The 15,807-nt window shown below is 65.5% G+C and carries 11 protein-coding genes and 2 tRNA genes; 4 read left to right on the top strand and 9 right to left on the bottom strand.

All coding sequences use genetic code 11. The features are described 5' to 3' along the window. Nucleotides 1-141: 141 nt before the first annotated feature. From ACXJKJ_RS02735 to ACXJKJ_RS02770, 8 genes are all read right to left on the bottom strand, one after another. A tRNA-Gly gene (locus tag ACXJKJ_RS02735) sits at nucleotides 142-217 on the bottom strand. 101 nt (nucleotides 218-318) lie between these two features. Beyond that, complete coding sequence (lon, locus tag ACXJKJ_RS02740; RefSeq protein WP_056198238.1) at nucleotides 319-2,733, bottom strand: endopeptidase La; 2,415 nt, start codon at nucleotides 2,731-2,733, stop codon at nucleotides 319-321. 70 nt (nucleotides 2,734-2,803) lie between these two features. Beyond that, nucleotides 2,804-4,072 carry an ATP-dependent Clp protease ATP-binding subunit ClpX gene (gene clpX / locus ACXJKJ_RS02745; protein ID WP_056198240.1) on the bottom strand — a complete coding sequence of 423 codons (1,269 nt, stop codon included), beginning with the start codon at nucleotides 4,070-4,072 and terminating at the stop codon, nucleotides 2,804-2,806. Between the two features lie 133 nt (nucleotides 4,073-4,205). Further along, nucleotides 4,206-4,814, bottom strand: a complete 609-nt coding sequence (gene clpP / locus ACXJKJ_RS02750) for an ATP-dependent Clp endopeptidase proteolytic subunit ClpP (RefSeq protein WP_056198242.1) — start codon at nucleotides 4,812-4,814, stop codon at nucleotides 4,206-4,208. A gap of 111 nt (nucleotides 4,815-4,925) precedes the next feature. Beyond that, nucleotides 4,926-6,239: a trigger factor gene (tig, locus tag ACXJKJ_RS02755; protein WP_056198245.1), complete on the bottom strand. Its 1,314-nt coding sequence runs from the start codon at nucleotides 6,237-6,239 to the stop codon at nucleotides 4,926-4,928. A 29-nt stretch (nucleotides 6,240-6,268) separates the two neighbouring features. Beyond that, nucleotides 6,269-6,355, bottom strand: a tRNA-Leu gene (locus ACXJKJ_RS02760). A gap of 141 nt (nucleotides 6,356-6,496) precedes the next feature. After that, complete coding sequence (locus tag ACXJKJ_RS02765) at nucleotides 6,497-9,676, bottom strand: efflux RND transporter permease subunit (RefSeq protein WP_457389023.1); 3,180 nt, start codon at nucleotides 9,674-9,676, stop codon at nucleotides 6,497-6,499. 12 nt (nucleotides 9,677-9,688) lie between these two features. Then, a complete protein-coding gene (locus ACXJKJ_RS02770; RefSeq protein ID WP_056198252.1) occupies nucleotides 9,689-10,819 on the bottom strand; it encodes an efflux RND transporter periplasmic adaptor subunit in 1,131 nt (376 codons plus the stop codon). Nucleotides 10,820-10,951: 132 nt separating this feature from the next. Between ACXJKJ_RS02770 and hpnC the strand changes: the two genes are divergently transcribed. From hpnC to hpnE, 3 genes are read left to right on the top strand one after another with little or no spacing between them, the layout of a single operon-like run. After that, entirely contained in the window at nucleotides 10,952-11,779 is an 828-nt protein-coding gene (gene hpnC / locus ACXJKJ_RS02775) for a squalene synthase HpnC (protein WP_457389025.1), read from the top strand. Continuing rightward, nucleotides 11,776-12,624 (top strand): presqualene diphosphate synthase HpnD, encoded by an 849-nt coding sequence (hpnD, locus tag ACXJKJ_RS02780; RefSeq protein ID WP_457349625.1) that lies wholly within the window; start codon nucleotides 11,776-11,778, stop codon nucleotides 12,622-12,624. Before hpnC ends, hpnD begins: the two co-directional genes overlap by 4 nt. Continuing rightward, the gene (gene hpnE / locus ACXJKJ_RS02785; protein ID WP_457389027.1) at nucleotides 12,621-13,910 is read left to right on the top strand and encodes a hydroxysqualene dehydroxylase HpnE; all 1,290 of its coding nucleotides are present in this window, start codon (nucleotides 12,621-12,623) and stop codon (nucleotides 13,908-13,910) included. The genes hpnD and hpnE overlap by 4 nt, the downstream gene beginning before the upstream one ends. Here the strand turns inward: hpnE and ACXJKJ_RS02790 are convergent. Continuing rightward, the gene (locus ACXJKJ_RS02790) at nucleotides 13,838-14,941 is read right to left on the bottom strand and encodes a TIGR03790 family protein (RefSeq protein ID WP_457389029.1); all 1,104 of its coding nucleotides are present in this window, start codon (nucleotides 14,939-14,941) and stop codon (nucleotides 13,838-13,840) included. The two genes, hpnE and ACXJKJ_RS02790, sit on opposite strands and share 73 nt — an antisense overlap. Before the next feature lie 64 nt (nucleotides 14,942-15,005). On the opposite strand from ACXJKJ_RS02790, the gene ACXJKJ_RS02795 reads away from it, so the two are divergent. Beyond that, on the top strand, nucleotides 15,006-15,776 hold the full coding sequence (locus ACXJKJ_RS02795; RefSeq protein WP_457389030.1) for an IclR family transcriptional regulator: 771 nt from the start codon (nucleotides 15,006-15,008) through the stop codon (nucleotides 15,774-15,776). The last annotated feature ends 31 nt before the right edge of the window (nucleotides 15,777-15,807 follow it).

Raw genomic sequence — 15,807 nt, forward strand, 5'->3', positions numbered from 1 at the left:
ATCCGGAGTCGAACCGGACTAACCGGATTTGCAATCCGGGGCATAACCGCTTTGCTATCGCGCCGCCGTAAACCCAAGCCAGAGTCGTTTGGTGCGACTCTGACGGAAAAGGGAAGCCTGGGCTTCCCTTTCGGAAAATCTTGGAGCGGGATAAGAGGCTCGAACTCTCGACCTATACCTTGGCAAGGTATCGCTCTACCAACTGAGCTAATCCCGCTTTGTTTCCTTCATTTCTCTAGTCAGTCAGCTATGCAGCTGCCTATCTAGCGAAGCTGGCATTGTAATCCAATTTTTGGTCGGATGACAAGCCAGTCGCACTCAGTGCGGCACCACCGTGCTCTTGGCCGCGGCCTCTTCCGGCTTGGCGGCCGCAACGGCCACCTCTTCGTCGGGCAACGGCGTTGGCATGGCTTCCAGGGCGACTTCGAGTACGCGTTCGATCCATCGGACCGGCACGATCTCGAGCTGGTTCTTCACGTTTTCGGGGATGTCCTGCAGGTCCTTGACGTTGTCTTCCGGAATCATCACGGTCTTGATACCACCACGGTGAGCGGCGAGCAGCTTTTCTTTCAGGCCACCGATGGCGGTGACTTCGCCGCGCAATGTGATYTCGCCRGTCATCGCGACATCGGCACGCACCGGGATGCCGGTCAGTGCAGACACGAAGGCAGTGGTCATCGCGGCACCCGCGCTCGGGCCGTCCTTGGGCGTTGCGCCGTCGGGCACGTGGACGTGCACGTCGCGCTTCTCGAAGACCTCGTCCTTGATGCCCAGGCGACGGGCGCGCGAACGCACCACCGTGCGAGCAGCCTCGACGGACTCCTTCATCACGTCACCCAGCGAACCGGTGCGGATGATGTTGCCCTTGCCGGGCATCGCGGTGGCTTCGATGGTCAGCAGATCGCCGCCCACTTCGGTCCACGCGAGACCGACCACCTGGCCGACCTGGTTCTTCTTCTCGGCACGACCGAAGTCGTACTTGCGCACACCGAGGAAGTCGTTGAGGTTGTCCTCGGTGACGGTGACCTTGCCTTCGTAGGTCTTGAGCTGGATGCCCTTGACCACCTTGCGGCAGATCTTGGACATCTCGCGTTCAAGCGAACGCACACCGGCTTCACGCGTGTAGTAGCGGATGATCCCGCGCACGGCGGACTCGGTGACATCCAACTCCTCGTCCAGCACGCCGTTGTTCTTGCGTTGCTTGGGCAGCAGGTAGGTCTGCGCGATGTTGACCTTCTCGTCCTCGGTGTAACCCGACAGGCGGATGACTTCCATGCGGTCCAGCAGGGCCGGCGGGATGTTCATCGAGTTGGACGTGGCCACGAACATCACATCCGACAGGTCGAAATCGACCTCGATGTAGTGGTCGCCGAAGGTGTGGTTCTGCTCCGGGTCCAGGACTTCCAGCAGCGCCGAGGACGGATCGCCGCGGAAGTCCATGCCCAGCTTGTCGATCTCGTCGAGCAGGAACAGCGGATTGCGCGTGCCAACCTTGGTCAGCGACTGCAGCACCTTGCCCGGCATGGAGCCGATGTAGGTGCGACGGTGGCCGCGGATCTCGGCTTCATCGCGCACGCCGCCCAGCGCCATGCGGATGAACTTGCGGCCGGTGGCGCGTGCCACGCTCTGGCCGAGCGAGGTCTTGCCGACGCCCGGAGGGCCGACCAGGCACAAGATGGGCGCCTTGACCTTCTCGACGCGCTGCTGCACCGCGAGATATTCAAGGATGCGGTCCTTGACCTTCTCGAGGCCGTAGTGGTCTTCGTTGAGCACGTCCTCGGCGTTCTTGAGGTCGTGCTTGATTTTGGTCTTCTTGCTCCAAGGCAGGTTGACCAGCGTGTCGATGTAGTTGCGCACCACCGTCGCTTCGGCGGACATGGGCGACATCAGCTTGAGCTTCTTCAGCTCGGCGTCGGCCTTCTTGCGCGCTTCCTTGGGCATGCGGGCCGCGAGGATCTTCTTCTCGAGCTCCTCCATGTCGGCGCCTTCTTCGCCGTCGCCCAGTTCCTTCTGGATGGCCTTGACCTGCTCGTTSAGGTAGTACTCGCGCTGGCTCTTCTCCATCTGGCGCTTGACGCGGCCGCGGATGCGCTTTTCGACCTGCAGGATGTCGACCTCGTGCTCGAGCAGGTCGAGCAGCTTCTCCAGGCGCTTGGCCACTTCGGCCAGGTCCAGCACGGCCTGTTTGGCGTCGAGCTTGAGCGGCAGGTGGGCGGCGATGGTGTCGGCCAGACGACCCGGATCATCGATGCCGCCGATGGACGTGAGGATCTCGGGCGGGATCTTCTTGTTGAGCTTGACGTACTGGTCGAACTGCTGCGTGACGGCGCGGCGCAGGGCCTCGACTTCAGGCGCATGCTCGGTCTCGGGCGGGATGGGCGTGACTTCGGCGACGAAGTGCTCGCCTGGCTCGGTGATGGACAGGGTCGTGGCGCGCTGCAGGCCTTCGACCAGCACCTTCACGGTGCCGTCAGGCAGCTTCAGCATCTGCAGGATGCTGGAGACGCAGCCGACCTCGAACATGTCTTCGGGCTTGGGCTCGTCCTTGCCAGCAGCCTTCTGGGCCACGAGCATGATCTGGCGGCCCGCTTCCATCGCGGCTTCCAGCGCCTTGATGGACTTGGGCCGGCCCACGAACAGCGGGATGACCATGTGCGGGAAGACGACGACRTCGCGCAGCGGCAGCAGCGGCAGCGTGATGGGGTCGGCGGGGAGGATGGGATGTCCGGACATGAAGACCTCTCTTTCTCAGGTCGATGTGCGGCCTGAGGGGGCGATTGCAAGTTGAGGGCTTAGTAGGGGCTCAGGCGCTGGCCTTTTGCTCGCGGTAGACCAGCAAGGGACGTGCCGACGTGTCCTCGATGTTGTGCTCGTCGAGCACAACCTTTTCGACGCCATCGAGCGCGGGCAGGTCAAACATGGTGTCGATCAGCGACTGCTCCATGATGGAACGCAGGCCGCGGGCGCCGGTCTTGCGCGCAAGGGCCTTGCGAGCAATGGCAACAAGCGCCGGCTTGCGGATTTCGAGTTCGACACCGTCCATCTGGAACAGCTGCTGGTATTGCTTGAGCAGCGCGTTCTTGGGCTCGGTCAGGATCTGCACCAGGGCGTCTTCGGTCAGCTCGCCAAGTGTGGCGACCACGGGTAGGCGGCCGACCAGTTCGGGGATGAGGCCGAACTTGATGATGTCCTCGGGCTCGCACTCGCGGAACACCTCAGAAACACGGCGTTCGCTCTTGCTCTTCACCGTCGCGCCGAAGCCGATGCCGGACTTCTCACTGCGGTTCTGGATGACCTTCTCCAGGCCGTCGAAAGCACCGCCGCAGATGAACAGGATGTTGGTCGTGTCGATCTGCAGGAAGTCCTGGTTCGGGTGCTTGCGGCCACCTTGCGGCGGCACCGAAGCCATCGTGCCTTCGACGAGCTTGAGCAGCGCCTGCTGCACGCCTTCGCCGGAGACGTCCCGCGTGATGGAAGGGTTATCGGCCTTGCGCGAGATCTTGTCGATCTCGTCGATGTAGACGATGCCGCGCTGCGCCCGCTCGACGTCGTAATTGCAGTTCTGCAACAGCTTCTGGATGATGTTCTCGACGTCCTCGCCGACGTAACCGGCCTCGGTCAGCGTCGTCGCATCGGCGATCACGAAGGGCACGTTCAGGAGGCGCGCCAACGTCTGCGCCAACAGCGTCTTGCCGGAGCCCGTGGGGCCGATCAGCAGGATGTTGCTCTTGGACAGCTCGACCGAATCCTTGGTCGACGCCATGTGGCGCAGGCGCTTGTAATGGTTGTAGACGGCCACGGCGAGGGTGCGCTTGGCGACGTCCTGGCCGATGACGTACTGGTCGAGGCTGGACTTGATCTCGCTCGGCACGGGCAGGTCGGACTTGCCAGCACGGGCAGCGGGGGCCGGCGCCGGGATCTCGTCACGGACGATGTCGTTGCACAGCTCGATGCATTCGTCGCAGATGAAGACCGACGGACCGGCGATCAGCTTCTTGACTTCATGCTGGCTCTTGCCACAGAACGAGCAGTACAAAACTTTTTCGCTGGAGGTGCCTTTTTTGTCGGCCATGGGTCTGCTCGGGGATGCCAGTGGACAGGCGGGTGCCTGAAATGATGATAGTCCAAACGATCTCGGGGCCCTCGTAGGGATAAGGGCCCCGATTTCACCGCGAATCCGGGGGCCAGTTACGGCCTCTCACAACTCAGGGCCGGTGTTCCAGCACCTGGTCGATCAGGCCGTAGTTCTGAGCCTCGGCAGCGGACATGAAATAGTCGCGCTCGGTGTCCGACTGGATTTTCTCCAGGGTCTGGCCGGTGCGCTCGGCCAGGATGCGATTCAAGGTGTCGCGAGTCTTCAAGATTTCACGCGCATGGATTTCAATATCCGTAGCCTGCCCCTGAGCGCCGCCCAGCGGCTGGTGAATCATCACTTTGGCATTGGGCAGGGAGAAGCGCTTGCCCTTGGCGCCGGCCGCAAGCAGGAAGGCGCCCATGCTGGCCGCCATGCCCATGCACAGCGTCGACACCTCCGGCTTGATGAAGTTCATCGTGTCGTAGATGGACATGCCGGCCGACACGCTACCGCCCGGGCTGTTGATGTAGAGCGAGATCTCCTTGTCGGGGTTTTCGCTTTCCAGGAACAGCAATTGGGCCACGACGATGTTGGCGACCGCGTCGTTGACGGGCCCTACCAGGAAGACGATGCGCTCGCGCAGCAGGCGCGAGTAGATGTCGTAGGCGCGCTCGCCGCGACCCGACGTTTCGATGACCATGGGCACGAGGCCCAGATTGCTGGTTTCGAGAGCGCTCATTCAGATCCTTGAAAACTAAACCGGTAACAGCCGTTATGGGGGCAGATTATGGCGATGCAAGTAAAAAGGCGCCGGCCTTGCGGCACGGCGCCTTCGTGAGGCCAGGACTCTTCAGTTGCCGGTGGCCATCAGCTCGTCAAAAGGCAGAGCCTTGTCGGTCACCTTGGCGGTGGAAAGGACGAAGTCGGTGACATTGTTCTCGACGACGACRGCCTCGACCTCGGCCATGCGCTCGCGGTCGCCCAGGTACCAGCGCATGACTTCGGCGGGCTTCTCGTAGCTTTGCGACAGCTCTTCGATGTGGGCTTGCAGTTGGGCAGGCTTGGCATGCAGGTTGTTGGCGCGCACCAACTCGGAAACCACCAGGCCCAGGCGCACGCGGCGCTCGGCCTGCGGCTTGAAGATGTCGGTGGGGATCTCGGCCTTGTCGGCATCCTTGACGCCGCGCTTTTTCAGGTCTTCACGGGCCTGCTCGACCATGCGCGCCGCTTCGCCCTGCACCAGGGCATTCGGCACTTCCAGCTCGGAGGCCGCGACCAAGGCGTCCATGACGGCACCCTTGTTGCGCGCCAGCACGCGGAACTTCACTTCGCGCTCGAGGTTCTTCTTGATGTCGGCACGCAGGCCTTCAACCGTCGCGTCCTTGATGCCCAGGGACTTGGCGAATGCCTCGTTCACTTCAGGCAGGTGCTGGGCTTCGATCTTCTTGACCGTGACGAGGAAGTCAGCTTCCTTGCCCGCCACGTCCTTGCCGTGATAGTCCTCGGGGAACTGCAGCGGGAAGGTCTTGCTCTCGCCCGACTTCATGCCGCGCACGGCGGCGTCGAACTGCTCCAGCATCTGGCCTTCGCCGATCAGGAACTGAAAACCCTCGGCCTTGCCGCCGGCGAAGGGCTCGCCGTCGATCTTGCCTTCGAAGTCGATGGTGACGCGGTCCCCGACCTGGGCCACGTCGGCCGCCGGGCGCTGGGCGAAGCTGCGGCGCTGCTTGCGCAGGATCTCGATGGTCTTGTCGATGGCTTCATCGGTCACGTCGCTGGTGACGCGTTCGACTTCCGCAGCCGCCAGATCACCGATCTTGACTTCAGGGTAGATCTCGAAGGTCGCGTCAAAGGCCATCTGGCCTTCAGGCGCTTCGTTCTTCTGCTCGATGCGCGGCGCGCCAGCGACGCGCAGCTGGGCCTCGTTGGCGGCGTTGTTGAAGGCGGCGCCGAGCTTGTCGTTGACGACTTCGTACTGCACCGAGTAGCCATAGCGCTGGGCGACGACGTTCATCGGCACCTTGCCGGGACGGAAGCCGTCGGCCTTGACGGTGCGGGCCAGCTTTTTCAGGCGGGCTTCGACTTCGCTGTTGATCTCAGCGGCCGCGACGTGCAAGGTGATGCGACGTTCCAGCTTTTCCAGGGTTTCGACGGTGACGGCCATGATGGACTCGGGAGAACGGTTGTTGACAGTGGTGCGCGGGGCCGGACTCGAACCGGCACGCCCGTGAAGGCGTCAGGACCTAAACCTGGTGCGTCTACCAATTTCGCCACCCGCGCAACGGGTTGGTTCTGATTGGGTTGCTCAAGAGCAACCCCGTAGGCGATTCGGCAAACCGGCGATTGTAGCGATCCTGCGTGGCTTGCCCGCCGCCCCGGTCCACGGGGCGGCAAAACCCTGACGAAAAGGCTTGCGCCTCGTCAGGCCTGGCCAGGAATTTCGCTGTCAACGAAGCGGCTGTGCAGCCGGCTGTGCTCCTCAGGGCGCATGACGCGAAAGACCACGGAATACATCGCCGGCAGCGCGAGCAGTGTCAACGCAGTTGCGACGATGAGCCCGCCCATGATGGCCACGGCCATCGGCCCCCAGAAGACGCTGCGCGACAACGGAATCATGGCCAGCACCGCCGCGGCGGCCGTCAGCACGATAGGACGGAAACGCCGCACAGCCGACTCCACGACGGCCGACCAATCCGGCACACCTCGGGCACGGTCCTGCTCGATCTGGTCGATGAGGATCACGGAATTTCTGATGATCATCCCGAACAGTGCGATCACGCCCAGCAAGGCGACAAAGCCAAACGGTCGGTTCAGCACCAACAGCGCGAACGCAACGCCGGCGATACCGAAGAAGCCCGTCAGGAATGCCAGTGCCGCGCGGACGAAGCTGTGCAGCTGGAGCATCAGCAGCGTCAGCATGATGAAGAGCGCGATCGGCACGCCCGCGCCGATCGAGCCTGTGCCCTTGCTGCTTTCCTCCACGGCACCCGCGATCTGGATGCCGTAGCCGACCGGCATCTTCTTCTGCAGTTCGTCGAGCTGGGGCCAGACCTCCTTGGTCACCGTTGCGCCCTGCAGGCCCTCGGCGACGTCGCCCTGCACCGTGACGGCGTAGAGACGGCCCTCGCGCCACATGACGCCAGGCTCCCAGTCGAACTCGACCTTGGCGATCTGCGTCAGCGGAATGGAGCGGCCGGTGCTGGTCGGCACATAGGCGTTGGCGATGTCGGTGATGACGGCGCGCTCGTCCAGCGGTTGGCGCAGCACGATGTCGACCAGCTTGTCCGCTTCACGGTACTGGCCGATGACGCTGCCCGACAGCAGGGTGCGCGCCGACTGCGCCAGGCTCTGGCTCGTGACGCCCAGCGCCCTCGCTTTGTCCTGGTCGACCTTGAGGCGCAGCATCTTGACGTTCTCGTTCCAGTTGTCATTGACGCCGCGCATGTTCGGGCTGGTGCGCAGGATGTCCTTGGCCTTGTCGGCCCAGTCGCGCACGATCTTGGGGTCGGCACCGGTGACGCGGAACTGCACCGGGTAGGGCACCGGCGGGCCATTGGGCAGCAGCTTGACGCGGCCGCGCGCCTCCGGGAACTCCTCGGCCAGCACGGCCGGCAGGCGCTTGCGCAACTCCTCGCGCGCCGTCAGGTCCTTGGGCAGCAGGATGGACTGCGTGACGTTGGCCTGCGGGAAGATCTGGTCCAGCGGCAGGTAGAAACGCGGCACACCGGAGCCGATCCAGCTCGTCACGCTGGCGATGCCCGGCTCCTTGAGCATGCGCGCCTCGAAGCGCTTCGCGAGAAGCTCCGTCTCCTGGATGGTCGAACCCTCGGGCAGCCAGAGGTCGACGAGCACCTCGGGGCGGCTCGAATCGGGGAAGAACTGCTGCTGCACCTTGCCCATGCCGAAGATCCCGAGCGCGAACACGAGCAGCGTGATGGCGATGGTCTTCCAGCGGTTCTCCACGCACCAGCGCACCACGCCGCGGAAGCGGTTGTAGAAGGGCGTGTCGAAGAGCTCGTGCACCTCGCCGTCCGCCGCCGGCTTGCTCTTCAACAGCAAGGCGCCGAGGTAAGGCACAAAATAGACCGAGACGACCCAGGAGATGATCAGCGACGCGGCCGTCACCGCAAAGATCGCGAAGGTGTACTCACCCACCGTCGACTTGGCCAAACCGATGGGCAGGAAGCCCACCGCCGTGATCAGCGTGCCCGTCAGCATGGGCATGGCGGTGACGTCGTAGGCGAAAGTGGCGGCATGCATCTTGTCGTAGCCCTCTTCGAGCTTGCGCACCATCATCTCGACGGCAATGATGGCGTCGTCCACCAGCAGGCCTAACGCGATGATCAGCGACCCGAGCGAGATCTTGTGCAGGCCGACGCCCCAATAGAACATCGTCGTGAAGGTGATGGCCAGCACCAGCGGGATGGTGATGCCAACGACCAGGCCGGGCCAGATGTCGATGCGCAGCGGTTTGGTGTGCAGGCCCAGCGAAATGAAGCTGACCGCCAGCACGATGACGACAGCCTCGATGAGCACATGCACGAATTCGCCCACCGAGGTGGTGACGGCCTTGGGCTGGTCCTGCACCTGCTCGAGCTGGATGCCGGCCGGCAGTTCGCGCTCGATGCCCTTGAGCGCGATGTTCAGCGCCTTGCCCATCGCGATGATGTCGCCTCCCTTGGCCATGGACACGCCCAGGGCCAGCACTTCCTTGCCCTGGTGGCGCACCTTGGTGGCTGGCGGGTCGACGTACTCGCGCTTGATGGTGGCGATGTCGCCCAGGCGCATCTGGCTGGCCACGCCCGTCTGCGGGTTGATGGCACGGATGGGCACCTCGGCCAGGGCCTGGGCCGTCGTGAACTGACCCTGCACCCGCACCTGGAAGTTGGCGCTGCCGGCGTTCAGCACCCCTGCACCCTCGACGGCGTTCTGCGTGCCGATCTGGTTGATGACCTGGCTGAAATCCAGGCCCAGCTGGGCCAGGCGCTTCTGCGAAATCTCGATGAAGACCTTCTCGGGCTGCACGCCAAAGATCTCGACTTTGGCCACGTCCTTGACCTGCAGCAGGGCCTGGCGCACGCGGTCGGCGTGCTCACGCAGCTCCTCGCGGCTGAAGCCGTCGGCCGACAGCGCATAGATGGAGCCGTAAACGTCGCCGAACTCGTCATTGAACACGGGGCCCAGCACACCCGCGGGCAGCGAGCTGCGCATGTCGCCGATCTTCTTGCGCGTCTGGTACCAGAGGTCGGCGACCTCCTTGGGCGGCGTGTTGTCCTTGACCTGGAAGACCGTCAGCGACTCGCCGGGCTTGGTGTACGAGCGGATCTTGTCCGCGTGGTTCACCTCCTGCAGCGTCTTCTCGATCTTGTCGGTCACCTGGTCGGCCATCTGCTGGGCCGTGGCGCCCGGCCAGAAGGCCTGGATGACCATGGCGCGGAAGGTGAACGGCGGGTCCTCGTCCTGGCCGAGCTGGAAGTAGGCGACGAAGCCCATCATCATCAGCACCACCATCAAGTAGCGCGTCAGGGCCGGATGCTCCAGCGCCCAGCGCGAGACATTGAAGCCGCCGACGCGGAGTTCCTTGGTGATCGGGGAATTCATGTGCGCCCCGGCTCAGCGTGAGGCCGCAGGGGCTGCCGGCGCATTCACGGTGCGCGGCGGCACATAGCGCTTGACCTTCTGGCCCGGGTTCAGCACATGCACACCCGCGACGACGACCTCCTGGCCAGCCGTCAACCCGCCGGCGATGACAACATCATTGCCTTCGGCGCCCCCGATCTGCACCGCCACCGGTTTGACCGTCATCGACGCGCCATCCAGCACCCACACCGAGCTTTTGCCGCTTTGCTGCAGCACGGCCGCGAGGGGCAGCTTGATGACGCCGGCCATCTGCGGCAGCTCCAGCACGACGGTGGCGGACTGGCCCAGCCTGACGTCCAGCTTGCCGGCATCGGCCTTGATGAGGAAGGTGCGCGTGACCGGATCGGCCGCGGCAGACACCTCGCGCAGCGTCAGCGGGTAGGTCTTGTCGGCGCCCCAGAGGCGCACCTTCAGCGCACCGGCCACACCGGCGGCGGCTTTCACGCGGGCGACCTGATCCTCGGGCACTGAAAAGACGAGGTCACGCGGGCCATCCAGCGCCACGCTCACGACCGGCGTGCCGGCCGCAAGCACCTGGCCGGGCTCGGCGTTGACGCCGGTCACGACGCCGGCGCCATCGGCCGTCAGCTGGGCGTAGCCGGACTGGTTGCCCTGCACATCTGACTGGGCTTTGGCCTGTTCCAGCTGGGCCTGGGCCGCCTTGAAGGCGGAGTCGCGTCGCTCCAGTTCGGCGGCGCTGATGAAGCCCTGGCGCTGCAGGTCGACGAAGCGCTTGTAGTCGGCGCCGGCCTGATCGCGGTTGGTGCGAGCGGCCATGACGGCAGCACTCGCGGCAGCCTCAGCCAGCCTGAGGTCCTGGGCATCGATGCGGGCCAGCACCTGGCCCGGCTTGACCGTGTCGCCCAGATTCACCGCCCGGCTCAGCAGCTTGCCGCTGACACGGAAAGACAGGCGTGATTCGACTCGCGCCTTCACCTCGGCCGCATACTCATGACTGGCACTGGCCGCGCCCGCGCTGACGAGTTGTGTGCGCACCGCGCGTTCCGGCTCGGGAGCGGCGGGCTGCTTGCCACAACCTGACAACAGTGCAAAAAGCAGCGCTGCCGACAGCAGGGGCGGAGCGAGACGCAGAAGATGGGGCATGCAGACCTCGGCAGATGGAACGGCCGGCCTAAAATTTAATGACCGGCGGGTCAGTAATGTATTCAGACCCTGTGACAACTGTCAAACCTCGTTGACATATCCGGGCTTTGCAAGCGGAACTTGAGAAAAAGCTTGAGCAGCGTCGACCACTACGAGAACTTTCCTGTTGCCTCCGTGCTGTGCCCGCCCGCGCTGCGGCCGGCAGTCGTCGCGATCTATCACTTTGCACGCACGGCGGACGATCTGGCCGACGAGGGCGACGCTTCCACGGCTGAGCGCGCTCAGGCGTTGCGCGACTATCGGGCCGACCTGGACGCCGTGGTGGCCGGCCAGGCACCGTCGTCGCGCTGGCCCCACGTCTACGCACCGCTGGCGCGAGAAATGCACCGGCTGCAGCCGCCCCTGCTGCATGACCTGCTCGACGCCTTCGAGCAGGACCTGACACCGCCGCGTTACGCCGACCGCGAGCAGTTGCTCGACTACTGCCGCCGCTCAGCCAACCCGGTGGGGCGGCTGCTGCTGGGCCTGTATGGCGTGAACAACGCCGTGTCGCTGCGCCGCTCTGACGCGATCTGTTCCGCCCTGCAATTGATCAACTTCTGGCAGGACTTCAGTCGTGATGGACCCAATGGCCGGCTCTATGTGCCGCAGGCCGACCTCAGCCGCCATGGCATCAGCGCCGAGGATGTGCTCGCCTGCCGTGACAGCCCTGCCGCTCGCGCCTTGATCGCCGACCTCTGCGCCTGGGCCCGCGCGCTGATGCTCGAGGGTGCACCGCTGGCCCTTGCGCTGCCCGGCCGCGCGGGCTGGGAACTGCGCCTGGTCGTCCAGGGCGGCCTGCGCATCCTCGACAAGATTGAGGCGCGTCATCACGACAGCCTCGTGCACCGCCCTGCCCTGGGGGTTCTGGACTTGCCGCGGCTGCTGTGGCGCGCCCTGACAATGCGGGCCGCACCATGAGCCCCGAACAATACGTCCAAGAGAAAGCCGCCGCGAGCGGCTCGAGCTTCTATTACGCCTTCCTGTTCCTGCCGCCACCGCGGCGGGCGGCGATCACGGCCTTCTATGCGTTCTGCCGCGAGGTGGACGATGTCGTCGATGAGACGCAGGACGCCGGTGTCGCGGCGACCAAGCTGGCCTGGTGGCGCAAGGAGGTGGCCAGCGCCTTTGCCGGGCAGCCCAGCCACCCGGTCATGAAGGCGCTGATGCCGCACACGGCCAGCCATGACATCCGGCTGGAGCATCTCAACGCCGTCATCGAAGGCTGCGAAATGGACCTGCAGCAAACGCGCTATCTCGACTTTCCGGGACTGCAGCGCTACTGCCATCTGGTGGCCGGCGTCGTCGGCGAAGTCGCCAGCGGCATCTTCGGCCGGACGCAGCCGCAGACCGTCGACTACGCCCACAAGCTGGGCCTGGCGATGCAGCTGACCAACATCATCCGCGACGTCGGCGACGATGCCCGGCGCGGCCGCATCTACCTGCCGGTGAACGAGCTGCAGCAGTTCGGCGTCAAGGCCAGCGAGATCCTGCTGCGCAGCAAGCCCTGGGGCTATTCGGACCGCTTCACGGCGCTGATGAAGTTCCAAGCCGAGCGCGCCCATCAGCTCTACGACGAGGCGCTGGCGCTGCTGCCCGAGGTCGACCGGGCCGCGCAGAAGCCTGGGCTGATGATGGCCAACATCTACCGCGCCCTGCTCGTGGAGATCGAGCGAGAGAACTTCCAGGTGCTGCACCAGCGCATCGCGCTGACGCCGCTGCGCAAGCTCTGGATCGCGATGAAAACCAACTGGCGCGGGCGGTGAACCGCGTCGCCATCGTCGGTGGCGGCTGGGCCGGCATTGCGGCGGCTGTGGCGCTGGCCGATGCCGGCCACGACACCACCGTCTTCGAGATGGCGCCTCAGCTCGGCGGCCGCGCGCGCAGCGTGGCGGGCGGGCCACCGTACGACAACGGCCAGCACATCCTCATCGGCGCCTACCGCGAAAGCCTGGCGCTGATGCGCCGCCTGGGCGTCGACCCCAACGCCGTGCTGAAGCGCCTGCCGCTGGCCCTGCCTTACCCGGGCGAGCCTGGCCTGCAACTGCCGCCGGGCCCGCCACTGATCGCCTTCGCGCGCGGCGTGCTGGCGCAGCATGGCTGGCCGCTGTCGGCGCGKCTGGGCCTGCTCACCGCGGCGGGCGGCTGGCTGGCGCGGGGCTTCCGTTGCGATACGCGACTGAGCGTCGCCGAGCTGTGCGCCGGCTTGGCCGTGGAAGTGAAGCGCGACCTGATCGAACCGCTGTGCGTGGCCGCGCTGAACACGCCGGCGCCCCAGGCCAGCGCCCAGGTCTTCTTGCGTGTGCTGAAGGACGCCCTCTTCAGTGGCGCCGGCAGTGCGGACTTGCTCCTGCCACGGCGACCGTTGTCCGAACTGCTTGCCGGGCCGGCGACGGCTTGGCTGGGCGAGCGGCTGCGTCTGGCCTCACGGGTACAGAAGATCGAGCCCTGCTGGCGTGTCGATGGCGAAGCCTTCGACGGAGTCGTGCTGGCCTGCACCAGCGTCGAGGCAGCTCGGCTGACCGCTGACATCGCACCCGCCTGGTCGGCGACTGCTGGCGCACTGGGCTTTGAGCCCATCATCACCGTCTACCTGAGCAGCCCCGGCAGCGCCCTGCCCGCACCCATGCTGGCGCTGCGTGAGGGGCCAGACACGCCAGCCCAGTTTGTCTTCGACCATGGCGCCCTTGGCGGCGCGCCCGGGCGCTTTGCCTTTGTCGTCAGCGGCGCTGCAGCCTGGGTTGAACGAGGTGGCTGCGCAGAGGCCGTGCTCGCGCAGGCGCGGCGGGAATTGAGCTGGGCCACGCCACCCGTCATCGACAAGGTGCTGACAGAGAAGCGGGCGACCTTTGCCTGCACGCCAGGTCTGGTGCGCGCATCGGCCCGCATCGCACCGGGCTTGTGGGCCGCCGGCGACTACATCGCCGGCCCCTACCCCGCCACGCTCGAAGGCGCCGTGCGCGCAGGCCTGGCGGCCGCTCAGGGCGTCGGCGCGGAGGCTGGAATGGCGGCGAAAGGCGCCGCCAGCGGCTCGCCGACAAACACGCCCTGAGCCGTCCACGCCACGCTGTGCCAATAGGCTTCCAGCGCGCTCACCCCTTGGGCATAGGCCTGGATCAGCATCTGCGGGTGCGGGAACTTCTGCAGGTGGTTGCAGGGCTCGCTGACGGTGCCGTAGCTGGCCGTCGCGCCGGCGTCTATCCAGTCGAGGATGTTCATCTGCCCCTCATCAGCCGGCGGTTTGTCGAGCAGGCCGCCCGCAGACGTCAGATGGTCGGCCAGTGCGCCCGGCAGCCATTCCCCGCCCAGTGGCTTGGGCACGCGGATCAGGCCCGTTTCATAGACCAGGATGCGGCGCATCGCTGGCAAGGCATCGCTCTTCACGCGAGCCACCTCGAGGCCGGCCACACCAGGCACGGCACCGGCCGGCGGAAACAGGCGCTCACGCACATTTCGCGCCGCATCCGGTGTCGCCGCAAGATAGGCCATGGCCGACTCCGGCGCTCCGCCGGCCAACAAATGGTCCGACGCGATGCCGCGCTCGATCATGGCCATGGCCGCCGGCACCGAGCGGGCCGCCAGCTGCATCGTCGGCCGCACGCCGATGACCAGCCACGGCTTGGCGCCGAAGTAACCCGTATAGGGGCTGATGCGCGTGGCGGCGCAGGACTGAGCGCAGACATTGGGCTGCAACCCGACGCCAAGAGCGCTTGTCAGTGAATTGCAGTCCACGGCATAGGGCTGCACCCAGGCCAGGGCCAGGCCGTTGACATGCTCGGGCATCTGGCTGCGGATGGCCTGGTCGAGCGCCGTGAACTCCTCGCGCGTCAGGCTGTTGCGCAGCGGCAGTTGCACCCGCAGGATCTGCTCGGCCGGGATGCCGCGGCGCCTGGCGTAGTACTCACCCACGGTGACGGAATAGGGGTCGGCCGTGTTGATGACGAGGCCCAACTCATTGGCCGTGATGCGGCCGTACAACCGCGGCGCGCGGGCCCACCGTGACTCGCCAGGGGCCGGCGCAGCAGAAGCCGGCTCCGCGGCCTGGGCTGCGCCCATGCTGGCTATCGCCAGGGCAAGGCCCACTTGCCACCTCCTGAAGCCCGCTTTCGCCATACAAAACACTGGCAATCTCCCCCACAATGAAGCCATGAAATCCAAAGAGGCCCAGCAGACCCCGGCGATCCAGGTGCTGGAGCGCATGTTCTCGCTGCTGGACGTGCTGGCGAGCCACCAGGACCCGGTGTCGCTGAAGGCCTTGTCCGAGGCCACCGGGCTGCACCCCTCCACGGCGCACCGGATTCTCAATGACCTGACCCTCGGTCGATACGTGGATCGCCCCGAAGCCGGTAGTTATCGACTCGGCATGCGCATGCTGGAAATGGGCAACCTCGTGAAGGCGCGGCTGGATGTGCGCGACGCCGCCCTGCCGGCCATGCGCGAGCTGCACAAGTTCACCCACCAGCCGGTCAACCTGTCGGTACGCCAGGGCGACGAGATTGTCTACATCGAACGCACCTACTCCGAACRCTCGGGCATGCAGGTCGTGCGCGCCGTGGGCGGCCGCGCGCCCTTGCACCTCACCTCAGTGGGCAAGCTCTTCTTGGCCAGCGACGACAGCCCGCGCGTGCGCGCCTACGCAACGCGCACCGGCCTGTCGGGTCACACGCGCAACAGCTTGACCGACATCAGCTCACTCGAGCGCGAGCTGGCCATGGTGCGCCAGCGCGGTATTGCCCGCGACGATGAGGAACTGGAGCTGGGCGTGCGGTGCATGGCGGCCGGCATCTATGACGACCAAGCCAAGCTGGTGGCCGGCTTGTCGATCTCAGCACCGGCCGACCGGCTGGAAGAGAGTTGGGTCGTCCGGCTGAAGGAAACGGCCTCTCAGATCTCGTCGGCGCTGGGCCACCGCGTCTGAAGCCAAAGCAAAACACGGCGCCTCGGCGCCG

This window comes from Roseateles sp. P5_E1, from assembly GCF_054049335.1.